Source organism: Flavobacterium dankookense, assembly GCF_004362665.1.
Taxonomy (GTDB): domain Bacteria; phylum Bacteroidota; class Bacteroidia; order Flavobacteriales; family Flavobacteriaceae; genus Flavobacterium; species Flavobacterium dankookense.
In genome coordinates this window covers 1-25,793 of record NZ_SNXR01000011.1, presented here as the reverse complement: position 1 = coordinate 25,793, position 25,793 = coordinate 1, and the positions used below count along the sequence as shown (strand labels likewise).

Genomic DNA, 25,793 nt, shown 5'->3' with positions numbered 1-25,793 from the left:
TAAAAAGAGAATATTATTTCTTCTCGTTTTTCTCCATTTTTGCTTTTAAACCAGCAAGAATATCATTGTTATCTCCTAAAGTTGAAGCTTGATTATTGTTGTTAGAAGCAGCAACTGATTCTGAAGCAGCTTTAACATTTTTCTCTTCTTCTTCTCTAAAGATAGCTGTGTGAGAAGCAACAACTCTTTTGAATTCTTTATTGAACTCAATTACTTTGAATTCAGCTTCGTCACCTTTTTTCAATTTTTTACCGTCTTCTTTTTCTAAGTGACGTGTTGGAATAAACGCAACAACATCATCTCCAAAATCAACAGTTGCACCTTTGTCAACGATTTCAGCAATAATTCCAGTGTGAACTGTTCCTACTGCGAAAGCATCTTCATGCTTATCCCATGGATTAGCGGTAGTTTGTTTGTGACCTAATGACAATTTACGTGCATCAACGTCTAATTCTAAAACAACTACATCTAATTTATCACCAACGTTAACAAATTCTGATGGATGTTTGATTTTCTTAGTCCAAGATAGGTCAGAGATGTAAACTAATCCATCAATTCCTTCTTCTAATTCAACGAAAATACCAAAGTTTGTAAAGTTTCTAACGATACCTGTATGTTTAGAACCTACTGGATATTTAGCTGTGATATCAGTCCATGGATCTTGAGTCATTTGTTTGATACCCAATGACATTTTTCTTTCGTCTCTGTCAAGAGTTAATACAACTGCTTCAACTACATCACCAACTTTTACGAAATCTTGAGCGCTACGTAAGTGCGTAGACCAAGACATTTCAGAAACGTGGATTAAACCTTCAACACCTTCAGCAACTTCAATGAAAGCACCGTAATCAGCAATAACTACTACTTTACCTTTCACTTTGTCACCAACTTTAAGTTCAGCACCAAGTGCATCCCATGGGTGAGCGTTTAATTGTTTTAAACCTAATTGGATTCTTGTTTTTTCGTCATCGAAATCAAGGATTACTACGTTCAATTTTTGATCTAATTCAAGAACTTCACTTGGGTGATTAATTCTAGACCAAGAAAGGTCAGTAATATGGATTAATCCATCAACACCACCTAAGTCAATAAACACACCATAAGAAGTAATGTTTTTAACAACACCTTCTAATACTTGTCCTTTTTCTAATTGACCAATAATTTCTTTTTTCTGAACTTCGATATCTGCTTCGATAAGCGCTTTGTGTGATACAACAACATTTTTAAATTCGTGATTAATTTTCACAACTTTAAACTCCATCATTTTGTTCACATATACATCATAGTCACGGATTGGTTTCACATCAATTTGTGAACCTGGTAAGAATGCTTCAATTCCGAAAACATCTACAATCATACCACCTTTAGTTCTACATTTAACAAAACCTTGAACAATTTCTCCAGTTTCATTAGCAGAAATAACTCTATCCCATGATTTGATAGTTCTTGCTTTTCTGTGAGATAATACTAATTGACCAGTTTTATCCTCACGGATATCAATTAATACTTCTACTTTGTCTCCAACTTTTAAGTTTGGATTGTAACGAAATTCGTTAAGTGAAATTACACCTTCCGATTTTGCGTTAATGTCAACAATTGCGTCTCTTTCAGTAATTCTAACTACAACACCTTCAACTACTTCTTCTTGATCTGTAGAGATAAAAGTTTTAGTAACTAAATCTTCAAACTCTTGCAAGTTTTTTTGGTCTACTGCATCAATTCCTTCTGCGTAATTGTGCCAGTTAAAATCGTTTAAAAACGCTTGTTGTTCTTTGTTTAATTCAGACATGCTGATAAAAAATTTGTATGTTATGCTCTCTGAGTTTCATTATGCGAATAAAAACACAACAGTGTTAGATTTAAATAATTGATACCTATAAGGAAACTCTACTTCGCCAAAAGGTCTGCAAAATTACGCATAATTTCTTAACTACAAAACATTTACGAAAGAAAATAGACCATAGACGAAAAGATGATAGATAATGCTTTTCTAGAAGCGAATCGTTCGGGAATTTTTGGATACCATTTTCCCGCTTTTCGTTACAATCTGTCATTGCTAGGTACGAAGCAATCTCATTACATTTGCTAAAAAGCAATGACAGGATTTCCACTTCAATCGGGGCTAATTTGGATTTGAATTGAATTCTTAGAAACAAAAAAAGACCTGACAGTCCCGAAGTTTCGGGATAAAAACCTGTCAGGTCTAAAATTTCAATACTACATTTTTTTTAATGACTTACATTCGCCACATCATTTGGATTGTGTTTGTGTTTAAACAAAACCGCAAAAGCAATAGCTATAACCAAAGAATAAGCCGCAAAGGACAACCAGATATTGTGCCAATCTCGTTCTCCATCATGTGTAAAATATTTTTCAATTGCCCAACCTGAGGTAAAACTTCCCAACACAGCACCAAAACCATTGGTCATCATCATAAACAATCCTTGCGCCGAAGAACGAATTTTTGCATTAGTCGAAGTTTCAACAAACAACGAACCCGAAATATTGAAGAAATCAAATGCCATTCCATACACTATACAAGACGTTATTATCATCCAAAGTCCATCAGTAGGATTTCCGTAGGCAAATAATCCAAAACGTAAAACCCAAGCAACCATAGATATCAACATCACTTGTTTGATACCAAATCGTTTCAAGAAAAAAGGTATTGCCAAAATAAACAACGTCTCCGAAACCTGAGAAATAGACATAATAATAGTAGAATATTTTACAACAAATGAATCGGCATATTCAGGAACATTTTTAAATTCATCCAAAAAAACATCGCCATAAGCGTTTGTTAACTGTAAAGCTCCGCCAAGAAACATAGAAAAAATAAAAAACAACGCCATTTTATAGGTTCCAAATAATTTGAAAGCTTCTAAACCTAATGATTCAGCAAAAGAAGATTTTTCCGCTTTGGTGTGTTGTGGTTTACATTTTGGCAAGGTGAAAGCATAAAGTCCTAACAAAATAGCCGCAATTCCCGCAATGTAAAACTGATATGCTGTAGCTTTATTTCCCGAAAGATTGGTCAACCACATCGCTGCAATAAAACCAACAGTTCCCCAAACTCTAATTGGTGGAAAATCTTTAACAACATCACTATCAGAACTGTTTTTCAAAGCAGTATATGAAATGGAGTTAGACAACGCAATCGTCGGCATGTAGAAACACATTGCCAAAAGCATCACATAAATAAAATTTCCTGGTGTTTCTATTTGAGGTAAATAAAATAAAACTAATGCATACAAAATATGTAGAATTCCATATAATTTTTCAGCATTAATCCATCGATCAGCTAATATTCCTGTTAGGGTTGGCATGAACAAGGATGCAATTCCCATTGTTCCAAAAACCAATCCGAATTGTGTTCCTTCCCATTGTTTTGTACCAAACCAAAAGTTGGCAATAGTAATTAACCATGCACCCCAAACAAAGAACTGAAAAAAGTTCATTGCAATTAGTCTGTTCTTAATACTCATAATAAATAGTTTTTTGGTTGTAAAAAAATAACTCGTAAATCTACTATTTAAAATGAGATATGCAAAAAAAGTACTGCTTAAATTAATTAATCACTTCTTCAACCAATTCTAAAACTAAACTAAATTGTTCTTCTTTTGTGAGATAGGAATTGTCAATTTCAATAGCATCTTCCGCTTTTACTAGTGGTGAATCAGCTCGATGTGTGTCGATATAATCGCGCTCTTGAACATTGTGAAGTACTTGTTCAAAAGTAACTGCTTGTCCTTTGCTTACTAATTCATCAAAACGTCTTTGAGCACGCGTTTCTGGACTTGCGGTCATGAAAATTTTAAGTTCTGCATCAGGAAAAACAACAGTTCCAATATCGCGACCATCCATAACGATACCTTTATTTTTGCCCATCGATTGTTGTTGTTCCACTAATTTCGCACGAACTTCTGAAATCTCAGCAATTTTGCTTACAAAGTTGGAAACTTCAAGTGTTCGGATAGGAAGTTCAACATTTTCATCATTCAAAAACATTTCAGCAAATCCGAGTTCAGCATTAAACTCAAAATGTAATTTTATAGCAGACAAACTGTTCACTAAAGTTTCTTTATCAAAAAAATCATTTGAAACATATCCATTTTGCATAGCAAAATATGTTACAGCACGATACATTGCTCCAGTATCGACATAAACATATTCTAATTCTTTTGCTAGTTGCTTGGCCAAAGTACTTTTTCCTGTAGAAGAAAATCCATCAATGGCAATAGTAATTTTTTTACTCACACTATTTTCTATTATTTTTTTGTGTTATTGAACTTTCAATTTCAAAAACTATATTCTAATAACTGTTATCTGAAAAATCTATTGTCAATCCGAATAGACTTGTATTTGCTGCTAATGTATATCTGGAATACGAATAGTTAAATTTTAACTTTCTGATTTTCAATCCAAAACCAACCGAAATTCCAGAAAAATTTCGTTGTTCTAAAATACGTAATTCTTCGGCTCTACGAAAATTATATCCCAATCGAATATTAAATCCTTTATCAGGAAATAATTCCGCTCCAACAACTACATGTCGTAATGCATTATTAAAAACCGAAACTTTCTCGGGAGTTGAACCACCATCTAGTGAACCTTCTGCACGATTAGGATTGGAGAAAGCAATATTCCATTGTTGCATATTTTCTAATGTTAAATGCCACCGAATAGGAACATTTTCCATTAGTTGCGAAACACCAATCATCACTTCAAGAGGTAATTTTTCTCGTGTTTCTGCATATGGCGTAATTTGAGTTCCAATGTTTCGAATCACCAAAGCCCAATTGACATCGTTTCGTTCATCAATAAATAATCCGCCAATATCAATGGCAGCTCCAAAAGAATTGTAACTTTCTAAAGTAGAAGAAATCAATTTTGCATTGGCTCCAATATAAAAATTCGAAAAAGGAATATTATAAGCATAACCAAACGAAAGCGCCATTTCGCTTCCTGTGAAACTAGTAGTTTCTTGACCATTTTCGTCATAACCATCAAAACTTCCGTAGTTGACATAGTTTACACCTGCGTGAAAAGTTTGCAAATGCCTGTCATAAGTATAAGCATAAGCTGCTGTTCCATAGGTAACTTCACCAAAATAACTTCCATAATTTAAGGACAATTGATTATCCATTTCGGCATTGATTGTCGCTGGATTAAAATGAGCCTGATTGACATCATTATCATAAATAGTAATCGTCTTTCCGCCCAACGCAGCTTGTCTTGGCGACGTAACTAGGTTCAAAAATTGATACACAGATCTACCGCCAATTTGTCCGAAACTGACCAAACTAGTGAGCAACAAAAGAGTACAAACAATTTTTTTTACCATGGAAATAAATAGCAATCTATATACTATAACGGAAATGCGAAGATATTATTTTAAATTGGATAGAAAAAAAATGGTTTTTTATGAAGTTCATGATTTATAAAACTTCTAAAAAAAACTTTTAAACAAAAAAACCTACAAAGTTATGAAAACCTTGTAGGTTGTAAATATTTGAATAATTGAAAATTATAATTTCTTTGCGTTTTTCACTTTTTGTTCAGTAATAGCAACATCAATAACATCACTCATTTCTTTTACATAATGAAACGTTAGACCTTCAATATATTTTGGATTGATTTCTTCGATATCACTTTTATTTTCGTGACAAAGAATGATTTCTTTAATGTTCGCTCTTTTAGCCGCTAAAATTTTTTCTTTAATTCCACCAACAGGAAGTACTTTCCCGCGAAGTGTTATTTCTCCTGTCATTGCAATGCTTTTCTTTACTTTTCTTTGTGTCAGTAATGAAATTAAGGAAGTCAACATAGCAATTCCTGCACTTGGTCCGTCTTTTGGCGTTGCGCCTTCAGGAACGTGAAGGTGAATATTGTATTTTGAAATCATTTCTGCTTCTAATCCAAAAAGCTCAGCGTTGGCTTTGATATATTCTAAAGCAATTGTTGCAGATTCTTTCATTACTGTTCCAAGATTTCCTGTCAGGGTTAAATTTCCTTTTCCAGCAGAAATCAACGATTCAATAAACAAAATATCACCGCCAACTGATGTCCAAGCCAAACCAGTTACAACACCTGCAACATCGTTACTTTCCGACTTGTCGCGCTCTAATTTTGGTGCGCCTAAAATGGCAACAATATCTTCATCGGTTACTTTTTTATTATAATCTTCTTCCATCGCTACTGATTTGGCAGCATTTCGGATGACTTGTGCAATTTTTTGCTCTAAACTTCTCACACCAGATTCGCGAGTGTAACCTTCAACGATTTTTTCTAATTGTTTTTTCCCAATTGCTAAATCCTTGGTGGTTAAACCATGTGCTGCTAATTGTTTTGGAAAAAGGTGTTGACGAGCAATTTCCGTTTTTTCTTCAATGGTATAACCTGACATTTTAATCACTTCCATTCTGTCTTTCAACGCTGGTTGAATGGTTGCCATATTATTTGAAGTGGCTATAAACATGACTTTAGATAAATCATAACCCATTTCTAGGAAATTATCATAAAACTCACTGTTTTGCTCTGGATCAAGTACTTCGAGTAATGCTGACGATGGATCACCTTGATGTGAATTGGATAATTTATCGATTTCATCTAAAACAAAAACTGGATTAGAAGTTCCTGCTTTTTTCAAACTTTGGATAATTCTTCCTGGCATTGCGCCAATGTAGGTTTTTCTGTGACCGCGAATTTCAGCTTCATCACGCAAACCACCAAGCGAAATTCGAACATATTCTCTTCCTAAAGCTTCAGCAATTGATTTTCCTATAGATGTCTTTCCAACTCCTGGAGGACCAGTTAAACATATAATTGGCGATTTCATATCATTTCGCAATTTTAAAACTGCCAAATGCTCTATGATTCTTTTCTTAACATCTTCAAGACCAAAATGATCTTTGTCAATAACTTTTTGTGCTCGTTTTAAATCAAAATTATCTTTTGAAAAATGATTCCAAGGCAATTCTAGAAATAGTTCTAAATAATTACGTTGAATGCCAAAATCAGGAGCTTGTGGATTCATTCGTTGCATTTTAGAAATTTCTTTCTCAAAATGTTTCGCTGTTTTATCATCCCAAGTTTTGGTTTTTGCTTTTACTCGCATTTCTTCAATTTCTTGCTCATAGGAAACGCCACCCAATTCTTCTTGAATGGTTTTCATTTGCTGATGCAAAAAATATTCGCGTTGTTGTTGGTCCAAATCAAATCGAACTTTAGATTGAATATCGTTTTTGAGTTCTAATTTTTGCAACTCAACATTCATGTAACGAAGCGTTTCTAAAGCTCTTTCTTTTAGAATATTAATCGATAATAAATCTTGTTTTTCTTTTACCGTAAGGTTCATATTTGAAGAAACAAAATTGATTAGAAACGACTGACTTTCAATATTTTTTATTGCAAAAGTAGCTTCAGTTGGAATGTTTGGGCTTTCTTTTATAATTTGAATGGCCAATTCTCTAATGGAGTCCACAATAGCTGTAAATTCTGTATCGTGTGCGCCAGGACGTTTTTCATCAACCTCTTTTACTAAAGCTTTTAGATAGGGTTTTTCAGAAGTTACAGCATCAACAGCAAAGCGTTTTTTACCTTGAAGAATAACTGTAATATTACCGTCAGGCATTTTAAGCACTCTTAAAATCTTAGCGACAGTTCCAATGGTATGAATATCATTTTTAGTTGGATCTTCGTCGGCTTCATTTTTTTGAGCTACTACACCAATGATTTTGTTTCCAGCATTGGCTTCATTAATTAATTTTATGGATTTATCTCTTCCTGCAGAAATTGGGATTACAACTCCGGGAAATAAAACTGTGTTTCGCAAAGGCAAAATAGGTAACGAAGCAGGTAATTCTTCATTATTCATTTCCTCTTCATCTTCTGGTGTTAAAAGTGGAATTAACTCAGCTTCTGTATCGAATTCTTGCAACATTAAATTGTCGAAAGATAAAATTGAATGGTTTGACATGTTTGGATTTTATATAAGTCAAAATGACATTAAAACTATGTAATGCTTAACAAATGTAGGACATCTTTATTTAGAAATAAATTAAAATCGATGTATGACATTTGAAATTGCATAAAATCGATATACCAACTAGTATTATCGATTAGCACAACTGTAAGTCAAGTATTGTGCCATAAAAAAATCCGCCAAAATGACGGATTTTTAATTTTTATTTAGTTAAAACTATTGCTTTGTATAAATCAAGGTAATATCACTGTTTAAATAAACTGGTGCACCAGAGTTTTCTTCTACTCCAACAACTTGACCATCTTCAAGAACATATTTTAGCGTGTTTCCTTGTATTGTAAAGGTATCGGAGTATACTTCGCCTTCTTCAGTATATGTGAAAGTAATTGTATTTCCATTTAAAACCCATGTTCCAGCTATTTGAGCATCTTCATAGCAAACAATAGACTCAACTTCTACACCATTGTTATCGACAGTAACTTCGATATCAACTCCTTCAGCATCGGAAGTAAAAGTATTGTTTGCGTTAATTGTTAAAAATGAATTATTAAGGCAGCTAATTTCGTCCATTTGGTTTGTAGATGCTGTTCCGTCAAGATTTAAATCTGTCGGTACTGATGTATTGAAAGCAGTCAACTTATATGAACCAACAACTGAAGAATTTCCTCCTCCATTATTTCCGCCACCGTTGTTTCCACCTCCATTATTTCCTCCACCAGTTGTTGTATTTTCGAATGAAATATTTGTTAATTTACCTTCTGTAACTTGTATTTGAGTAGAACTTGACAAAGCACCATAAGCAGTATAACTAAAAGTACCTGATAATTTTTTTGTAGTTAAATTAAATTCTGTTATTGTTAAAGTTCCGCTGTATTGAGATGTTGCTGAATTTATATTAGAATATAAATCATTTGCACTTGATGCATAACTAAAACTTAGCAACGAAGACAAATCACTACTTGCATTTCTAGTACCAATTGTTGGGTTATGAACTATTATTGACATTGTTTTCCCTGTAGATGAAACTCCAACAATATTTAACTGTGTTCCCAAAGCTGTATTTACATATTCAGCTTCTATTAATTGGTTAGCATTAAAATTATCTGTTCCTACTTTTGCGGTAAAAACACCAGTTGAATTTCCTCCTCCATTGAACTCATCCAAATCAATATTTGGATCAATTGGTTCGTTATCACAAGATGTGAATGTAAATGACGTTAAAAACAGAAAAATTCCAGCTAAGATTTTTATTTTGCTCATGACAATTTTTATTTAAAGGTCAAATATAATTTTTTTTATTTATTTCTCAAGGCATTTTTTGGAACTCTCAACAAAAGTAGTAAACCAATAATGAAAAAAACACCTAAAAACACAATTGCATTTCGCATACTTCCTGTAATTTGATCGATAATTCCATATATTGACATTCCTATAACTATTCCAACTTTTTCAGTTACGTCATAAAAACTAAAAAATGAAGCTGTATCTTTCGTTTCAGGTAACAACTTAGAATAAGTAGAACGCGCCAAAGATTGAATTCCTCCCATCACAAGTCCTACAAAACCTGCAGTAGTATAAAAATGAATTGGAGTTTCTATGAAATAAGCGAAGCCACACAAGATGGCCCAAAAAGCATTTAGAAATATAAGTGTATTGATATTTCCAAATTTTGCTGAAGCTTTGGAAGTAAGATAAGCACCTAAAACCGCTACTAATTGTATCAATAAAATACTAATTATCAAGCCTGTCGTTTTTTGACTTGGTGTTTCCCATGCAACTTCTGTTGCGCCAAAATAAGTAGCAACCAACATCACAGTTTGTACAGCCATTATAAAAACAAAATAGCTATATAAATATCTTTTTAATGATAAATTTTCTTGTAGTTGTTTCCAGACCAATTTTAACTCGTTGAAACCTTTAAAAATAAAGTCTCTTGTAATGGGCACATTTTTTTTATTCCCTTTTGGTAAATAATAATAGGTTATATGACTAAATCCAATCCACCAAACTCCAACAGTAATAAACGAAATCCTCATTGCTTTCATACTTGCCTCAGCTTCTGTTCCTGTAATTCCAAAACTGTTAGGAAACATTACCATTGCTAAATTTAAAATCAACAATAATGTACTTCCAATATAACCCATCGAAAATCCTCTCGCACTAACTTTATCCTGTTGCTCAGGAAAAGCGATATCAGGTAAATATGAATTATAAAAAACTAAACTTGACCAAAAACCTATTAATCCTAAAAAATAAAAGGCATAACTTAAGAACAATTGATTTAAATTAAACCAAAACAAACAAATACAAGAAATGGCTCCGAGATAGCAAAAAAATCGAAGGAAAGCTTTTTTATTCCCAATATAATCGGCTATTCCTGATAAAAAAGGCGAAAAAATGGCAACAATTAGAAAAGCGAAAGCCGTTACAAAACTAATCATAGCAGTATCTTTACACTGCATTCCAAATACGGTTACATAATTTCTTCCACTTTCTTTAAAAATCATTTCGTAAAAAATGGGAAATACCGCCGAAGCTATAACTAAACTATAAACTGAATTTGCCCAATCATAGAAAGCCCAAGCATTGAGTAATTTTGGATGACCTTTTGGTAAATCTGCCATAAAACTATTTTTAAATAAAAAATCCCGAACTAATCGGGATTAAATATACTCTTTTTTTGGAATTATAATGTTATTTAAACGTTACGCCAAACTTTGCGGCTTCTGCTTTTGCTTTTGGAATTAATTTTTTCAAATTAGCAATTCTAGTTGCGTCTGATGGATGCGTACTTAAAATTTCTGCTGGTGCTGCACCGCCTGATTTGGCTGACATTCTTTCCCAAAATGCTACCGAAGTTTCTGGATTGTAACCAGCAATTGCCATTAATGTAAGTCCAATTTCATCAGCTTCCGATTCATGACTTCTACTAAAGGGAAGCATTCCACCAACTTGAGTTCCAACGCCATATGCTTGCATTACTAACGCTTGTGTTTCGGCACTTTTTCCGCCAACCGCAACTTGCGTAACACCTGCGCCAAGTTGTTGAAGTAATCCAGCACTCATTCGCTGTTGTCCATGATTAGCTAAAGCATGGGCAACTTCATGTCCCATAACGGTTGCCATTCCAGCTTCGTCTTTACAAATAGGAAGAATTCCTGAGTAGAAAACTATTTTTCCACCTGGCATACACCAAGCATTTACTTCTTTGCTATCTACCAATTTGTATTCCCAAGCATAACCTTCTAATTGTCCTGCTGTTCCCTTTGCTTTTAACAATTTTTCAGCGGCTGCTTTAATTTTCATTCCAACCGTTTCTACTCGTTTAGCATCGGCTGTACCAGTAATCACTTTATTAGTTTTCAAAAACTCTCCATATTGACTAAAAGAAGAAGCAAAAATTTCTGAATTTGAAACTAATGCCCAAGTTTTCTTTCCTGTAACCGGATTTGTAGCACATGATATTACTAAGAACAAGGCTAACAAACTACTAAATAAAATTCCTTTTTTCATTTTGACATAATTTTAAGGAACAAATTTACAAAAACTATGAACCAATAATATGTAATTCTGCAAAATCTTTATCAATTATTAAGAAATTCCCACCATTAAATTGAACCTGTTCTAACGATATTTTTTCATTATCCAATTCAATTTTCTTAACTTTAAAAGGTAATCCCATTAAATTAATTTTGAATTTAGAATAAGAAGTTTCAAAAGTTCCTTCTCTATGTTGTTGAATTATAAGCTCTTTTTCTTTTCCTGTTGCGTTGAAAGTTCTTAGCGAGAATCGTCCTTTGTTATAATCATAACCATCTTGTGCATCTTCATAAACGGTTGATTTTTCTTTTCCTAATTTATAATAAACATCAAGTGTTAGCTCATCAAATTGTAATTCACCCACATATTGCTGCACTGGATATTTTGGAATAATAGCTCCTTCTTTTATAAAAATAGGAATTTGATCAAAACTAGTATTTACCCATAATTCTCTTTTTCCATCAACCAATTCATTTGTCCAGTAATTATACCAATTACCTTTTGGCAAATACATTCGTCGTCCTTGTGCATTTGGTTCAAGAATTGGACAAACTAATATTTGTTTTCCAAATAAAAATTCATCGGTTCTATAATGTGTATGGAAATCATCTTGGTCAAAATAAACTAATGGTTTCAACATCGGTGTACCTTCATTTACATATTGCCAAAACATGGTGTATAAATATGGTAGTAATTGGTATCGCAATTCAACAAATTTTCTAGTAATATCAATTACTTCTTTACCAAATGACCACGGTTCTTGTTCTCCATGATCGCCAGAAGAGTGTGTTCTACAAAATGGATGAAAAACCCCAAGTTGTATCCAACGTGCATATAATTCTCCCGATGGTTGTTCTGCAAATCCTCCAATATCAGAACCAGTGAAACCCATTCCTGACATTGACATTCTTTGCATTTGAATATTAGCTATCCATAAATGTTCCCAACTTGCCACATTGTCTCCTGTCCAAGACGAAGTATAACGTTGTGCTCCAGAATAAGCCGAACGTGTAATAATAAAAGGTCGCTTTGGGTAAGAAAAACGCTTTACGCCTTCATAAGTGGCACGCGCCATTTGCGTTCCATAAACGTTGTGCGCTTTTCTATGACTGCATGGATTTCCATCATAATCATGGCGAACATCATAAGGAAATGTTTTTCCAGGAACATCCATAACAGCTGGTTCGTTCATATCATTCCAAACGCCTTTTACGCCAATTTCAGAAATTAATTCTTTGAACAATCCTGCCCACCATTCTCTAACCGCTGGATTGGTATAATCTGGAAAATTACATTCACCAGGCCAAACTTTTCCTTTCATATAAGGTCCATCAGCGCGTTTGCAGAAATAATCATTCTTCAATGCTTCTTGATAAACCCAATAATCTTTGTCAATTTTAATTCCTGGATCAATAATAACTACCGTTTTAAAACCATCTTTGGCTAACTCTGCAACCATTCGTTTTGGTTCAGGAAAATACTCTTTACTCCAAGTAAAACATCGAAAGCCTTCCATATAATCAATGTCTAAATAAATAGCATCACATGGAATTTTTAGTTCTCTAAACTTGCTGGTAACTTCTTTTACTTTACTTTCTGGATAATAACTCCATTTACACTGGTGATAACCTAATGTCCACATTGGTGGCAATTCAGGTTTTCCTGTTAAATGAGTATAAGTTTCAACCACATCACTCATTTTTGGACCATAAATAAAGTAGTAATTCATTTCACCTCCTTCAGCCCAAAAACTAGTTACATTTCTTCTTTCATGACAAAAATCAAAAAAAGTTCTAAACGTATTATCAAAGAAAACACCATACGCTTTGTTGTGATGCAATCCAATATAAAACGGAACCACTTTATACAACGGTTCTTGGTCTTTATGAAAAGCATATTGGTCTGTTGCCCAATTCTCAACGCGTTTTCCTTTTAAATTCAAATGAGTTGGTTTGTCACCTAATCCGTAAAAACTTTCGCCATCTTTAGACTGCTTACTCATTTTCACAATATTTCCACCATATTCATAACTTTCTTCCCAATGAAAACCAATTTCGTCCTCAAGAATAGTAAAACCATCAATATCATGAATTGAGATTTTCATGTCTTTCTTGTTGACTTTACAAAATACTTTACTCGTCTTTATCAGATAGAAAGCATTTTCCTCAATAACCTCTAATTGGTTATAACCATGCGATTGAGTTTTATCAATAGCATACGAGAAATCGTTACTAAAATAGCCTTTGGTTGTATATCTAAAACGGATTAAACTATCTCTGAAAATCGTAATTTTTAAAATTACATTATTATCGGTATTGAAATAAATACTGTCTACATCTTGTTCGAAAGAAACAATTTTAGAAGGAAATAAATCACCTTTATATTCAAGTTCTGTATTGGTAATCATAATGATAAATATTGTCTAAACGCCAAATATACTAAGTTGAAACGTAAAAATTAATAACTTGCATGAGTTGTTTTTAACTACAACGTTTGCGAATGGGTATAAAAAACAATAACCACAAATTACACAATACACAAAACTAATTTGTGAAAATTTGTGCAATTTGTGGCTACTAAAAAAAGAATACTACGAAATGCTAAACGCTACAACTCCTAATGGTGGCAAAGTAATCTCAGCCGAATAGTCTTTCCAGTTCCAAGGTGTTTTGTCAATCTTAATGGCTTTGGAGTTAGCAACACCACTTCCGCCGTATTCCACTTTATCAGAGTTGAAAATTTCGGTTAGTTTCCCTTTAGTAGTCAACCCTATTCTGTAATTCGTTCTTACCACTGGCGTGAAATTACAAACCACAATTATATTTTCTTTTTCGTTGTTTCCTTTTCTGACGTAACTCAAAACAGCATTCTCAGCATCGGAATAATTAATCCATTCAAAACCATCAACATGGAATTGTTTTTCATACATCGCAGGATAATTTTTGTACAATGCATTCAAATCGGTGATACATTTTTTAATACCGTCGTGATAACCATATTGCAACAAATGCCAGTCCAAACTACCTTCAAAATTCCATTCGGCACTTTGACCAAATTCAGCACCTTGAAATAATAATTTTCCTCCAGGATGCGTAAACATATAGCCATACAACAATCGAAGATTAGCAAATCGTTGCCATTCATCGCCTGGCATTCTGCCAAGAATTGAGTGTTTTCCATAAACCACTTCATCGTGTGACAATGGCAACATAAAGTTCTCCGTAAATGCATACGTCATCGAAAACGTCAAATCATTTTGATGAAAACGTCTGTAAACCGGTTCTTTTTTGAAATATTGCAACGTGTCGTGCATCCAACCCATCATCCATTTCATACCAAAGCCCAAACCACCCAAAAATGTTGGTCGCGAAACCATCGGGAAACTCGTGCTTTCTTCTGCTATCGTTTGCACATCAGGGAAATTAGTATAAACCGCTTCATTAAAATCTTTCAAGAAACTAATAGTGTCTAAGTTTTCTCTTCCGCCATAAATATTCGGTTCCCATTCGCCATCTTTTCTTGAATAATCCAAGTATAACATCGATGCTACTGCATCCACACGAAGTCCATCAACATGGTATTGCTGCAACCAAAATATCGCATTACTTATCAAAAACGAACGCACTTCATTACGTCCATAATTAAACACTAAACTCTTCCAATCGGGATGAAAACCTTTTCGTCTATCGGGATGTTCGTAGAGATTTGAACCATCAAAAAAGCCCAAACCATGCGCATCTTCTGGAAAATGCGACGGAACCCAATCCAAAATAACACCTATTCCTGCCTGATGCAATTTATCCACCAAAACCATAAAATCCTGTGGCTTTCCAAAACGAGACGTTGGCGCAAAATAACCCACCAACTGATAACCCCAAGACGGATCATATGGAAACTCCATAACCGGCATAAACTCTACATGCGTAAAACCCGTTTCTTTCACATAAGCAACCAATTGGTCAGCCAGTTCCAAATACGTCAAAAACTTCCCTTCACTATTGCGTCGCCACGAACCCAAATGCACTTCATATACCGAATACGGCTTATCCAAACCATTTTTGTCCTTTCGGCTGTCCATCCATTTTTTGTCTTTCCACTTATAGTCCAAATCCCAAATGACAGAAGCCGTTTGCGGCGGATGTTCACAATACAGCGCAAAAGGATCGGCTTTCTCCGTGATAATCCCGTTGTTGTTCGACTGGATTTTATACTTATACGTTGTGCCTTTGTCAACTCCCGGAATAAATCCTTCCCAAATACCCGAACCATCCCAACGAACGTTCAACAAATGCTCGCCTTGTATCCAATAATTAAAATCGCCCACCACCGAAACCGATCGTGCCGCTGGTGCCCAAACCGCAAAATAAACACCTTTCACGCCATTCACCTCCATCAAATGCGCGCCTAGTTTTTCATATAATTTAAAATGCTTTCCCGCTTTGAATAAATCAATATCAAAATCAGTGAAAAGCGAATGTACTTGTACTTGGTTCATGTTTTTTATTTTTAAACCTGACATGTTTTGAAAACCTGTCAGGTTTGATTTTCTAATTCTTAATTCCTAATTTTTAATTTTTCTCGGAGCGAATCGCTTGCCCATCCTTGCCATCCCTATTCCCGCTGTCCGTTATATCCCGAAGCTTCGGGATGCCACTTCCATCGGGGCTAGTAGAAATACGTCTTGTGTGTTTTAAAGTTTTTTTAATTACTTTATTTAAAATTAACTTCTGATACCCTTCTTAAACTTATTTCCTCTCCATTTAACATTCCAACTAAACTATCGTCATTATTTCTTCTCAAGTTGTGTATAATACTCATGGGGTTGTCTCTAAAAGTTGGTTCTTCTTCAAATAATACGAAAAAGATATAATCAGATTTAATAAAAAAATGTTTCATTTCATAAACAATAGTTGGAAAACCATTATTATCTAATACCGAGTAACTTGAATTATTAATCTTAATTTTTTGATTTAATTTACCACTTGAATTATATAACCAATTGCCATTAAGAATAGAACTATCAAAAGTTCTGGCCAAACTATCTCTTAAATCACCATTCTCTTTTATTTTTTGATTTAATTCTTCCCTAACTCCATTAAAATCAGTTAATAATTTCCCTTTTTCTGTTAAATATTTTTTTTCTTCTTTGTCAACATCTTCTAATTTTTTTATCGCTTCTTTATATTCCTCTCTTAATTTCAAATATTTATTTATACCTATTTTTCCACCATCCAATGCCTTTATTTCTTCGCTTTCACCCCATTTTTGAGCACATGCTGAAACAATTCTAAAAAAATTTTTTACATAAGGTATTCCTAAAGAATAAACAAAAGCAAAAAACAAAGGAAAAAGAAAAGAATTAGTTTTAGCTAACTCAAAGCTTATAAAATCAAATATTGTATGACATCCGCAACCACTAAACTGTGACTTATCATATCTAATTAAAGCAACAGGAATTCTCCAATTGTAAACCAACCAAGAGCATATAAATGAAAATACAAAAGGATTAGACAACCTATCTTTTATATTGTTATAAACCTCTAAAACTTTTTCCATCAAATTTTTATTAAAATAATACTTTATTTACTTTCATTATCATCATTCAATAAATCATCATTTTTATCCTTAATTTTTGAAACTGGATTCATTATTCTCCACAGACTATCATTACTAAAGTTATTAAAAACATTTTTATATGTTTGCGCAGAGTCATAAAATGGATTAGACATAATTTTGTTTATATTATCAATATTACTTAATCTATTCAATACTTCTCTTGAATTATCACCTACATTATGCCAATTTCTATAAAATTCACGCATATCATAATAGTTTGTATTTCTTGCCTCGTCATATATTCTTATCTCCTTTACTTCTTCAATAGTCTCGTCTTTAATAGTTGGTATCATCCCTCTTTCTTTGGCAAACTTCAAAAACTGATCGGCATTATAAATTAGAATTCGTATTCCAGTTATATCATAAAACTCTTTTATCAATTCTTCTCTAGGTCGAATCGTTTTACCATTTTCTATCTTCCACCAATCCTCTTTTCTATCATCAGTCACAAAGACTAGTGGTTTTTTATTTTTTTTTGAAAATTCAATTAATTCTTTCCAAACCAATAAATCTCCATATAAGTGCCTGCTCCCTTTCTTTTCTTTTTCTTTTAAATCTTTATACCCTGGTGGAATTTCCTCAGCGTATCTTTCCTTTCCTTCCGCATAAATTTTAACAACTTCAGTTTTAGAAGGCTCTTTTCCAATACAACTTTCAAATAATTCAGTTAGTTCATTAAGTATGTTATCCTTTGTTTTAAAATCTGGATGCCTCTTCTTTTGTTTTTCCAGCTCAACAGATATTTTCTTTAAAAAATCTTCATACTTTCCTAAAATTGTTTCAATAACTATCGATGGATGTCTTTTAAAGGCATTTATTGACTTTTTCAAATTATTATCAAAATTATCTTTTAAAACTTTCTCTAATTCGAAATAAGATTTTTCTAAACCATCAATAACACCAACTCTATTGTTTAAATATTCATAGGCTACTTGAGAAGGTATAAATAGTCTTTCTTTAATAGATTTTAATGCGTGTGTAAAATCCTTCCTCGTAACATCTGTGTATCTATATAGATTTAATAACGTATTAGCGTCAAAAGCAAATATTCCATCATTCCAAGCTTGTTCAATCTCTTCATCAGTTGGATCATAAAAACCAATAAATTCTTTTTTCATAATATATCCTCCATTTTCTTAAAAACAAAAAAACAAGCGCAAGCACAAACCTGCGCTGTTTTCATTAAACCTTACTAACCAGGTTCTTCTCCCTCTCCTTTGGAGAGGGCTGGGGTGAGGCCTCACTTCTTCGGTGCTCTCATCCTACCCACCAACTTCGTGATATTATACTCATCCTCAACAACAGTACCTTTAAAAACCAGCTTCCCTTTCTCCGCAATAGCAGAAACAAACCGATACAACGCTTTATAATCTTCAGCATTCGCTTCAACCAACTGCTTTCTAGTATTCAAAACACTATTTTGCAACGTGTTCAACGCCTCCATACTAACGCGGTGTGCATCCAATTCACTAGGAAAACCAGCATCCATTCCTTCCTCTTCCAATGCCGCCTGATTAGCAACAATATACTGCCTCAAATCCTTCATCTCCAACAAAGCTCCTTCAATATTACTTCGCTTCAGATTTTTTTTCAAACTAGAAATCGCCGCCGTTGGCAATCCCGCATCCTTAAAATAAGAACTCAAAAAATTCAAATCCTTATTAACAACATCTGCCTCAGCATACAGCGTAGCAGTCGCCTTCTTCTGGTCTTCCGTCAACTTAAGCGTACCCTCAAGCTTTTTAACCACATCCAATTGGTCTTCAAACGAAGCCAAATAAGCAGCATTCATTTTCTTAAAACGAACCTCAATTGCCGCCAAATCTCTAGCAAAACTAGCCATCAAAAAATCCCCAAGAGGAGCATACTCCTCAGTCCTAACATTAAAACTCATATAAAAAACAATTAAAAATTACAAAGCAATATTTGTGGTATTTTTAATTGATAATTTTCTAATTATCTTTTATACAATAAACTTAATTAAAAGTAAGTAATAATCTATAAAAACAAGCCTTTTCTCAAAAACCATCGTCCGACAGTCTACTTCCATCGTCTGAAACTCTACTTCCATCGTCTGAAAGCCTACTTCCATCGTCATACTTCCAACTTCCATCGTCTGAATTCAAACATCCATCGTCATAAAATACACTTCCATCGTCTGACTTTCAACTACCATCATCTGACTTTCAACTCCCATCATCTGACAATCAACTCACATCATCTGACAATCAACTCACAATTCAAAATTTAAAATTCGTAATTCCTAATTCGTAATTTTTAATTCTTAATACTTCATTATACTCTGAATTCCCCGCAACGGAATAACTGCCCAACGTGGTCGGGAATTTAGTTCGTAACCGAGTTCGTAAACCGCTTTTTCCAGCAAACAATATTTAAGTAAAAACTCTATTTCGTGGCTGTAACCAATGTTCAAATTCCCCGATTGTGCTTTTTCGATATAGGTTTCCAAAAACGCTCCAACAAAATAATTGAACAGTATTTCGGCAGCTTTAAAAAGTTGCTCCTGCTCAAATGGATATTTGTCTTTGTTGTTGAAAATCGTAGCATAAATAGCATAATGAAACGAGCGAAACAGTCCTGCAACGTCTTTCAACGGCGGCTGTTTTACTTTTCTATCGCGAATGGTACTTTCGGGTTCGCCTTCAAAATCAAGCAGATAAAAATCATCGCCATTGACTAAAATTTGTCCCAAATGATAATCGCCGTGAATTCTGATGCGTTCCGATTTCATTTTTGTCCAATCGAAATCGACAAAATGTTTACGGACAATTTTCTTGTTTTCCATAAACTGATGCGCTAATTCGAGCGCCAATCCGTCGAGTTTGTGCAAACTATTTTCAATAATATTCAATCGATTTTGAAACTGATAGAGCATTCGGTTTTTCAACCAAACGGTATAATCGCCATTGTAAGTTGTTGGCGTGAAAGCCGTATCGTGAATATCGCCACCAAGTGCAATGTGCATTTCGGCTGTTCGTTTGGCTAAGGTTTGCAATCGAAGAAACAAACTCAATCCAACCCAATCAATAATTTCAGGCGGAATTTCGTTGATTTTCATTCGCTTGAACAACGGAATATCGGGTAATTTGTCAATTTTTATCTTCTTTGTCTTCAAATTCATGAAAACACCATCGATTTCTTCGAGCATAAATTTCCAAGCATCGCCTTGATTTGGAACCAATTCTTGCATCAATCCCAATGTAATATTTCCTTCGGGTAAAGCCAAATTAATACTTCCAGTATAAGCAGGCGAACTCTTAAAATGCATTCGTTCAGTTAAAAATCGACTGATTTCATAATCAGGATTAGTGCTCACATAAATACGTCGGAAGATTTTCAACACAAAAGCATCGTTATAAATTATGGACGTATTGCTTTGCTCCAAGCCCATGAATTTCGATGACTTATATTCTTTGTCGTCAAATTTGGAACCTTTATGAAAAACTAATTTCAATTCAGGATTTTCTTTTGCCTGAACGATATTATCAAACAATAATTTCCTAAAATCTTCCTGATGCAATGCATCAACTAAATACCCTTTTTGATTTCCCAACTGAATAGGAGCAATAATAGTATTAGTATCTAATTCTTCTTCTGCCATGAAAGCCAATGGCATGAAATAGTGCTGGTAGAAAGCTTCCTTGAAATTAACTTCCAAAAGAACACCGTAATAGGTATTTTTCTTTGAGGTAATTTTAAAATGATCAACGACTTCGATGTATTTTAACGTACTCGCTTTTCCACCATACCAGCGTTTATTGATGATATAATTCTCTAAAATATCCGAAGAAAAGACTTTGATAAACTCATCATCGTCAAGCGCGTTTTTCCAATCTGTTTTAAAAACAAAAGGAGTAGTAAAAGTTTCCTGATTTAAATTTTCCATGTTAATTATGGATTTATACTATTTAAAAATTTTAAACAAATGGAATGGTAACGCCGGTTGAAGCTCAACAAAATTCCATTCTTTGTCCCAATAATAACTATTTCCAGTAATCAAATCGACCACTTTTAGCGTTTGACCTGGTTGAATTCCTAGCGATTGCAACGGTAATTGAACCCAAGTTTGCTTTGGATAATACGGATCGATGTTACAAATCATCAAGGTTTCATCGGTTTTATCGTCGTCAAATTTGTAGTACGCAATAACTTGTTCGTTATCAGTATTGCAAAACTGAATGTTATTGGTTTGCTGCAATGACGGTTGTTCGTGACGGATTTTGTTCAAACGAGTAATCAATGTAATCAATTTGTTTTGAACCGTCCAGTCCCAATGATAGACTTCATATTTTTCGGAGTTGAAATATTCTTCTTTGCCTGGCATAGCAGCAGAAACCATGTATTCATAGGCTGGACCATAAATTCCTACGCTGGAACTTAACGTTGCTGCCAAGAAATATTTGTGCAAGTAAACACTTTCCATTCCGCTTTGTAAGGCATACGGTAAAATATCGGGTGTATTTGGCCAAAAGTTTGGTCTGAAGAATTCTTTTTGTTCCGTTTTGGATAATTCAGTAAGATATTCAATTAGTTCAGCTTTGGAATTTCGCCACGTAAAATAGGTATAGGATTGCGTAAATCCTTGTTTTGCTAGTTCATGCATAATTTTTGGTCGCGTGAAAGCTTCGGCTAAAAACAATACATCAGGATGTTTTTTCTTCACTTCGGCAATCAACCAACCCCAAAAATAGAATGGTTTGGTATGCGGATTATCTACTCTAAAAACTTTAATATCACATTCTTCTACCCAAAATAAAGCAACGTCTAACAATTCTTTCCAAAGATTTTTCCAATCGCCACTTTCAAAATATATTGGTTGAATATCTTGGTATTTTTTTGGTGGATTTTCTGCATATTGAACTGTTCCGTCAGGTCGCCATTTGAACCATTGTGGAAAATGGTTTACATACGGATGATCGGGCGCAGCTTGAAGTGCATAATCCATCGCCACTTCAATTCCGAGTTTTTTAGCTTCTTTTACTAATGATTTGAAATCATCGATTGTCCCTAGTTCTGGATGTGTTGCTTTGTGTCCGCCGTGTTTTGAGCCAATTCCCCAAGGCGAACCAACATCGCCTTTTTGCGCATTGGTTGCATTATTTTTTCCTTTTCGATTAACTTCTCCAATAGGATGAATTGGTGGAAAATATAAAGTGTCAAATCCCATAGCAGCAACTCGTGGCAGAAGTTTTTCACAATCTTTAAATGTTCCGTGTTTTCCTTCTTGCGAAGCCGAACGTGGAAAAAATTCATACCAAGTGCTAAACAATGCTTTTTTTCTATCAACGTAAACTTTCAGTTCAGCCGAAGTATTGGCCAAGGTTCGCGTTGGATAGTTATAAAAAATATGATGCAATTCAGCCGACAAAGCAATCTGAATGGCATCATTATATAATTTTTCGTCTTGAAAAGCTTTAATCGCTTTCGTCAAATAGGCTTTCTCTTCCTTTGAAGCTTCTTTTAAAATCGCCTGACAATATTCAGCTCCTTCCAAAAGCTCCGATTTTACATGCTGATTATCTTGAATTTTTCGCTCCGTTCCGTGTTGCCAATTCAAAGCATAATCAACCCAAGCTTCAACAAAATAGGAATAATGACCTTGCTTTTCAACTTTAAAAGTGGCTGTCCATTCATCATTACCCATTTCCGTCATTCTCACTTCTTGCCATTTTTTGTCTTTTTCGTGTTTGAATTTCACACAAGTTGCTACAACATCATGACCATCGGCAAAAACATTTGCAGTAACTACTACTTTTTCTCCAACAATTCTTTTGATAAAAAAGGCACCACCATCTAACTGCGGTTGCACATTTTCGATTATAATTCGGGTTTGATTTTGCATTTTATACTAATTTTAAGAAGTTGTAAGTTAGAAAAAAATATAATAAGTTATAAATTGCAGTAAAATTTATTGAAATGACAAAAAAAGCAGCAATACCTACTCAATCATTGCAAATTCCGAAACCGATTCTAATTACTGCTAAATTTTTAGAAGCAATTTCACCAAAATTAGCAATGCTCTTTGCCGCAAAATTATTTGTAAGACCAATAAAACACAAAATACCAAAGCGAGAATTACACATGGTGCAAAAAAGTATTCAAACAAAACTATTTGTACCTCAAATCAATAAAAACATAATTGTGTACCGATATGGAGATTATGAAAAAAAGATTTTATTAGTGCATGGCTGGTCTGGTAGAGGAACACAAATGGTGAAAATAGCTGATAAAATGCTTGAATTAGGTTATGCCACCATAAGTTTTGATGCGCCAGCTCACGGAAAATCAGAGGGAAAAACGACATTGATGCCCGAATTTATTACTTCCATCTTAGAAATAGAAAAGCAATTTGGACCATTTGAATTTGCCATCGGTCATTCACTTGGAGGAATGTCTATTTTAAACGCAATAAAACAAAATCTAAATGTGAAAAAAGCAGTAATTATTGGAAGTGGCGATATTATTCAAGACATTATTGATGATTTTATTCAAAAACTACAACTGAAACCGAAGATTGGTCTATTACTAAAAAACTATTTTGAAGAAAAATTTAAGGAACCAATGGAAAATTATGCCGCTAGTTTTTCAGCAAAATCAGTAACCATTCCTGTACTAATCATCCACGATAGCAATGACGATGATGTAGCAATAAAAGCAGCACACAACATTCATAAACATCTTAAAAATAGCACACTAATGATTACTGAAGGATTAGGTCATCGAAAAATTTTGGGTGATACTAAAGTAATAGAAACTATAAAAGAGTTTATTTATAACTAATTTTTAGTAATTTAGTTACAAATAAAAAAATATAATGTCACACATTCAATTAGCACCGAATATATACGATTGTAGCAGTTGCCAAACACGGTGCGATGGAAAGTCAATTGGAGTTTATGATTTTGAAAAAGACGTAAATTTTTCAGAAGCGATTGAAGAACAGATCATAAGACAAATCAATAAGTCAAACCCAAATCTATTCGCTTTCAAAACTAAAAAAAACGGTTACCCTGATATTGAAGTAATTTCTAAAACCTCAATTGATAAACCCGTTTGTTATATCGAAATCAAAGTACAATCTCGAACATTTATGTCAGTTGAAACGATTTTACCAAATAGCAATCTGAAACCATCCGAAACTATCGCTCTTAATCTAAGCGATTTAGAAAGATACTTTGAAATTTATGAAAAAGAAAAAATAGACCTTTATATAGTTTGGTGTTTAAAAAATAGAAATTGCATAAACAATCAAAATACCGATTTGTATTTTTATCAAAACAGTAAAGAACTAGAAAAAATTAGACTAAATGATAAAAACAATACTCGAAAATTCAAAAGAGCCACTGGAATTGGAGATGTTGTTAATGGACAACACAAAGGTGTTTTAGTAAATTATCATTTTAGTATAAACGAATTAATCCAAGGAATACCAACTATAACAAACCAATAATTTATCTATCATGAATTTATTTGAACCCAACGATAATTGGTCAGAAAAATTAAAACCATTAATCGAAAAATATAAAGGGAAAAAGCATCCTTTAGAATACAAAAACACCTACCAATTAATGATGATGGTCATACTCTCTGCTCAAGACTCCGATGCGAATATCAACAAAATTGCACCAGCATTATTTGAAGTATATCCATACATGGAATCCTTAGCAGTGTCAAACGTCGAAGCACTAATTCCTCATATTTCTAAAGTTAGAAACTTTGGCACAAAAGCAAATTGGATTATTGAAATAGCGCAAACTATCCAATCTAACGAAAATATTCCACTAACAATGGAGAAACTAACCGCTCTAAAAGGCATAGGAAGAAAATCAGCCAATGTGATAATCAGAGAAACAAATAGCCCAGCAGAAGGTATTATTGCAGATTTGCATGTAATAAGAGTAGCACCAAGAATTGGTCTTTGCAATGAAACTAAAGACGGAAACAAAGTCGAAAAACAATTGATGCAAATACTCCAAAAAAACATTTGGAACGAAATCGGAATGGCTATTTCCTTTCTAGGAAGAGAAATCTGCCGACCAACCAATCCAAAATGTGAAAGTTGTCCAATAAATTATCATTGCAAATATAATTCAAGTAACTAGAAAATAAATCCAAAAGAATTTCCCACCAGAAACTCTTTTTTTTTCTAAAAATAAAAAACTACCCAAGAACAGTATTGAACCATCCGAGAAGAGTGTTGAAGTATCCGCGATGAGTGTTGGAACATCCGGGATGAGTGTTAGACCATACGGGATGAGTGTTTCACCATTAAAGGAAAATATTGATTTACATCAAAAGAATATCTAAGAATATTTGACGAATATTGATATACATCGAAAGAATACTAAATAACATTAGAAGAATATTGATTTCCATCACAAGAATATTGACTTCCATCAAAAGAATATCGCCTTACATTACTAGAATATTGATATACATCAGAAGAATATTGATTTCCATCACAAGAAAATCAAACACCATTTGAAGAATATCAACTTACACCAAAAGAATAGCTATTTCATATAAATTACAAAAGCACTAAAAACAAAAAAGCCCATCCAATACGGATAGGCTTTTCAAAAAAAGGCGGCGACATACTCTCCCACAAATTGCAGTACCATCTGCGCAGTCG

Annotated in this window: 18 protein-coding genes; 3 read left to right on the top strand and 15 right to left on the bottom strand. The window is 33.7% G+C overall.

Going from position 1 to position 25,793, the window contains the following annotated elements:
• Positions 1-13: 13 nt before the first annotated feature.
• From rpsA to BC748_RS01180, 15 genes are all read right to left on the bottom strand, one after another.
• Positions 14-1,789 (bottom strand): 30S ribosomal protein S1, encoded by a 1,776-nt coding sequence (gene rpsA / locus BC748_RS01250; RefSeq protein ID WP_133531646.1) that lies wholly within the window; start codon positions 1,787-1,789, stop codon positions 14-16.
• 439 nt (positions 1,790-2,228) lie between these two features.
• Positions 2,229-3,485: a nucleoside permease gene (locus BC748_RS01245; protein ID WP_133531645.1), complete on the bottom strand. Its 1,257-nt coding sequence runs from the start codon at positions 3,483-3,485 to the stop codon at positions 2,229-2,231.
• 82 nt (positions 3,486-3,567) lie between these two features.
• Positions 3,568-4,257 carry a (d)CMP kinase gene (gene cmk, locus BC748_RS01240; protein WP_133531644.1) on the bottom strand — a complete coding sequence of 230 codons (690 nt, stop codon included), beginning with the start codon at positions 4,255-4,257 and terminating at the stop codon, positions 3,568-3,570.
• A 55-nt stretch (positions 4,258-4,312) separates the two neighbouring features.
• On the bottom strand, positions 4,313-5,344 hold the full coding sequence (gene porQ, locus BC748_RS01235; RefSeq protein WP_133531643.1) for a type IX secretion system protein PorQ: 1,032 nt from the start codon (positions 5,342-5,344) through the stop codon (positions 4,313-4,315).
• 183 nt (positions 5,345-5,527) lie between these two features.
• Positions 5,528-7,978 (bottom strand): endopeptidase La, encoded by a 2,451-nt coding sequence (lon, locus tag BC748_RS01230; protein WP_133531642.1) that lies wholly within the window; start codon positions 7,976-7,978, stop codon positions 5,528-5,530.
• A 222-nt stretch (positions 7,979-8,200) separates the two neighbouring features.
• Positions 8,201-9,244 (bottom strand): lipocalin family protein, encoded by a 1,044-nt coding sequence (locus BC748_RS01225; protein WP_133531641.1) that lies wholly within the window; start codon positions 9,242-9,244, stop codon positions 8,201-8,203.
• Positions 9,245-9,279: 35 nt separating this feature from the next.
• Positions 9,280-10,608, bottom strand: coding sequence for an MFS transporter (locus tag BC748_RS01220; RefSeq protein ID WP_133531640.1), 1,329 nt, complete (start codon positions 10,606-10,608; stop codon positions 9,280-9,282).
• Positions 10,609-10,678: 70 nt separating this feature from the next.
• The gene (locus BC748_RS01215; protein WP_133531639.1) at positions 10,679-11,497 is read right to left on the bottom strand and encodes a M48 family metallopeptidase; all 819 of its coding nucleotides are present in this window, start codon (positions 11,495-11,497) and stop codon (positions 10,679-10,681) included.
• A 34-nt stretch (positions 11,498-11,531) separates the two neighbouring features.
• The gene (locus BC748_RS01210) at positions 11,532-13,931 is read right to left on the bottom strand and encodes a glycoside hydrolase family 31 protein (protein ID WP_133531638.1); all 2,400 of its coding nucleotides are present in this window, start codon (positions 13,929-13,931) and stop codon (positions 11,532-11,534) included.
• Positions 13,932-14,114: 183 nt separating this feature from the next.
• Positions 14,115-16,019 (bottom strand): 1,4-alpha-glucan branching protein GlgB, encoded by a 1,905-nt coding sequence (glgB, locus tag BC748_RS01205; RefSeq protein ID WP_133531637.1) that lies wholly within the window; start codon positions 16,017-16,019, stop codon positions 14,115-14,117.
• A gap of 215 nt (positions 16,020-16,234) precedes the next feature.
• Positions 16,235-17,080 carry a hypothetical protein gene (locus BC748_RS01200; protein WP_133531636.1) on the bottom strand — a complete coding sequence of 282 codons (846 nt, stop codon included), beginning with the start codon at positions 17,078-17,080 and terminating at the stop codon, positions 16,235-16,237.
• 23 nt (positions 17,081-17,103) lie between these two features.
• Positions 17,104-18,258: a PIN domain-containing protein gene (locus BC748_RS01195; RefSeq protein WP_133531635.1), complete on the bottom strand. Its 1,155-nt coding sequence runs from the start codon at positions 18,256-18,258 to the stop codon at positions 17,104-17,106.
• Positions 18,259-18,380: 122 nt separating this feature from the next.
• Positions 18,381-19,034 carry a hypothetical protein gene (locus tag BC748_RS01190; RefSeq protein ID WP_133531634.1) on the bottom strand — a complete coding sequence of 218 codons (654 nt, stop codon included), beginning with the start codon at positions 19,032-19,034 and terminating at the stop codon, positions 18,381-18,383.
• A 390-nt stretch (positions 19,035-19,424) separates the two neighbouring features.
• Positions 19,425-21,047, bottom strand: a complete 1,623-nt coding sequence (locus BC748_RS01185; RefSeq protein WP_133531633.1) for a maltokinase N-terminal cap-like domain-containing protein — start codon at positions 21,045-21,047, stop codon at positions 19,425-19,427.
• 18 nt (positions 21,048-21,065) lie between these two features.
• Entirely contained in the window at positions 21,066-23,003 is a 1,938-nt protein-coding gene (locus tag BC748_RS01180; protein WP_133531632.1) for an alpha-1,4-glucan--maltose-1-phosphate maltosyltransferase, read from the bottom strand.
• Positions 23,004-23,077: 74 nt separating this feature from the next.
• On the opposite strand from BC748_RS01180, the gene BC748_RS01175 reads away from it, so the two are divergent.
• The 3 genes from BC748_RS01175 to BC748_RS01165 are packed head-to-tail and all read left to right on the top strand — an operon-like array spanning position 23,078 to position 25,263.
• Entirely contained in the window at positions 23,078-23,941 is an 864-nt protein-coding gene (locus BC748_RS01175; protein ID WP_133531631.1) for an alpha/beta hydrolase, read from the top strand.
• Between the two features lie 34 nt (positions 23,942-23,975).
• On the top strand, positions 23,976-24,611 hold the full coding sequence (locus BC748_RS01170; protein WP_133531630.1) for a hypothetical protein: 636 nt from the start codon (positions 23,976-23,978) through the stop codon (positions 24,609-24,611).
• A 10-nt stretch (positions 24,612-24,621) separates the two neighbouring features.
• Positions 24,622-25,263 carry an endonuclease III domain-containing protein gene (locus BC748_RS01165; RefSeq protein WP_133531629.1) on the top strand — a complete coding sequence of 214 codons (642 nt, stop codon included), beginning with the start codon at positions 24,622-24,624 and terminating at the stop codon, positions 25,261-25,263.
• The last annotated feature ends 530 nt before the right edge of the window (positions 25,264-25,793 follow it).

What these genes read in the sequence shown, in the direction of transcription:
- rpsA (WP_133531646.1), bottom strand. Translation starts at nt 1,789, where the DNA reads ATGTCTGAATTAAACAAAGAACAACAAGCGTTTTTAAACGATTTTAAC.
- BC748_RS01245 (WP_133531645.1), bottom strand. Translation starts at nt 3,485, where the DNA reads ATGAGTATTAAGAACAGACTAATTGCAATGAACTTTTTTCAGTTCTTT.
- porQ (WP_133531643.1), bottom strand. Translation starts at nt 5,344, where the DNA reads ATGGTAAAAAAAATTGTTTGTACTCTTTTGTTGCTCACTAGTTTGGTC.
- lon (WP_133531642.1), bottom strand. Translation starts at nt 7,978, where the DNA reads ATGTCAAACCATTCAATTTTATCTTTCGACAATTTAATGTTGCAAGAA.
- BC748_RS01225 (WP_133531641.1), bottom strand. Translation starts at nt 9,244, where the DNA reads ATGAGCAAAATAAAAATCTTAGCTGGAATTTTTCTGTTTTTAACGTCA.
- BC748_RS01220 (WP_133531640.1), bottom strand. Translation starts at nt 10,608, where the DNA reads ATGGCAGATTTACCAAAAGGTCATCCAAAATTACTCAATGCTTGGGCT.
- BC748_RS01215 (WP_133531639.1), bottom strand. Translation starts at nt 11,497, where the DNA reads ATGAAAAAAGGAATTTTATTTAGTAGTTTGTTAGCCTTGTTCTTAGTA.
- BC748_RS01210 (WP_133531638.1), bottom strand. Translation starts at nt 13,931, where the DNA reads ATGATTACCAATACAGAACTTGAATATAAAGGTGATTTATTTCCTTCT.
- glgB (WP_133531637.1), bottom strand. Translation starts at nt 16,019, where the DNA reads ATGAACCAAGTACAAGTACATTCGCTTTTCACTGATTTTGATATTGAT.
- BC748_RS01200 (WP_133531636.1), bottom strand. Translation starts at nt 17,080, where the DNA reads ATGGAAAAAGTTTTAGAGGTTTATAACAATATAAAAGATAGGTTGTCT.
- BC748_RS01195 (WP_133531635.1), bottom strand. Translation starts at nt 18,258, where the DNA reads ATGAAAAAAGAATTTATTGGTTTTTATGATCCAACTGATGAAGAGATT.
- BC748_RS01190 (WP_133531634.1), bottom strand. Translation starts at nt 19,034, where the DNA reads ATGAGTTTTAATGTTAGGACTGAGGAGTATGCTCCTCTTGGGGATTTT.
- BC748_RS01185 (WP_133531633.1), bottom strand. Translation starts at nt 21,047, where the DNA reads ATGGAAAATTTAAATCAGGAAACTTTTACTACTCCTTTTGTTTTTAAA.
- BC748_RS01180 (WP_133531632.1), bottom strand. Translation starts at nt 23,003, where the DNA reads ATGCAAAATCAAACCCGAATTATAATCGAAAATGTGCAACCGCAGTTA.
- BC748_RS01175 (WP_133531631.1), top strand. Translation starts at nt 23,078, where the DNA reads ATGACAAAAAAAGCAGCAATACCTACTCAATCATTGCAAATTCCGAAA.
- BC748_RS01170 (WP_133531630.1), top strand. Translation starts at nt 23,976, where the DNA reads ATGTCACACATTCAATTAGCACCGAATATATACGATTGTAGCAGTTGC.
- BC748_RS01165 (WP_133531629.1), top strand. Translation starts at nt 24,622, where the DNA reads ATGAATTTATTTGAACCCAACGATAATTGGTCAGAAAAATTAAAACCA.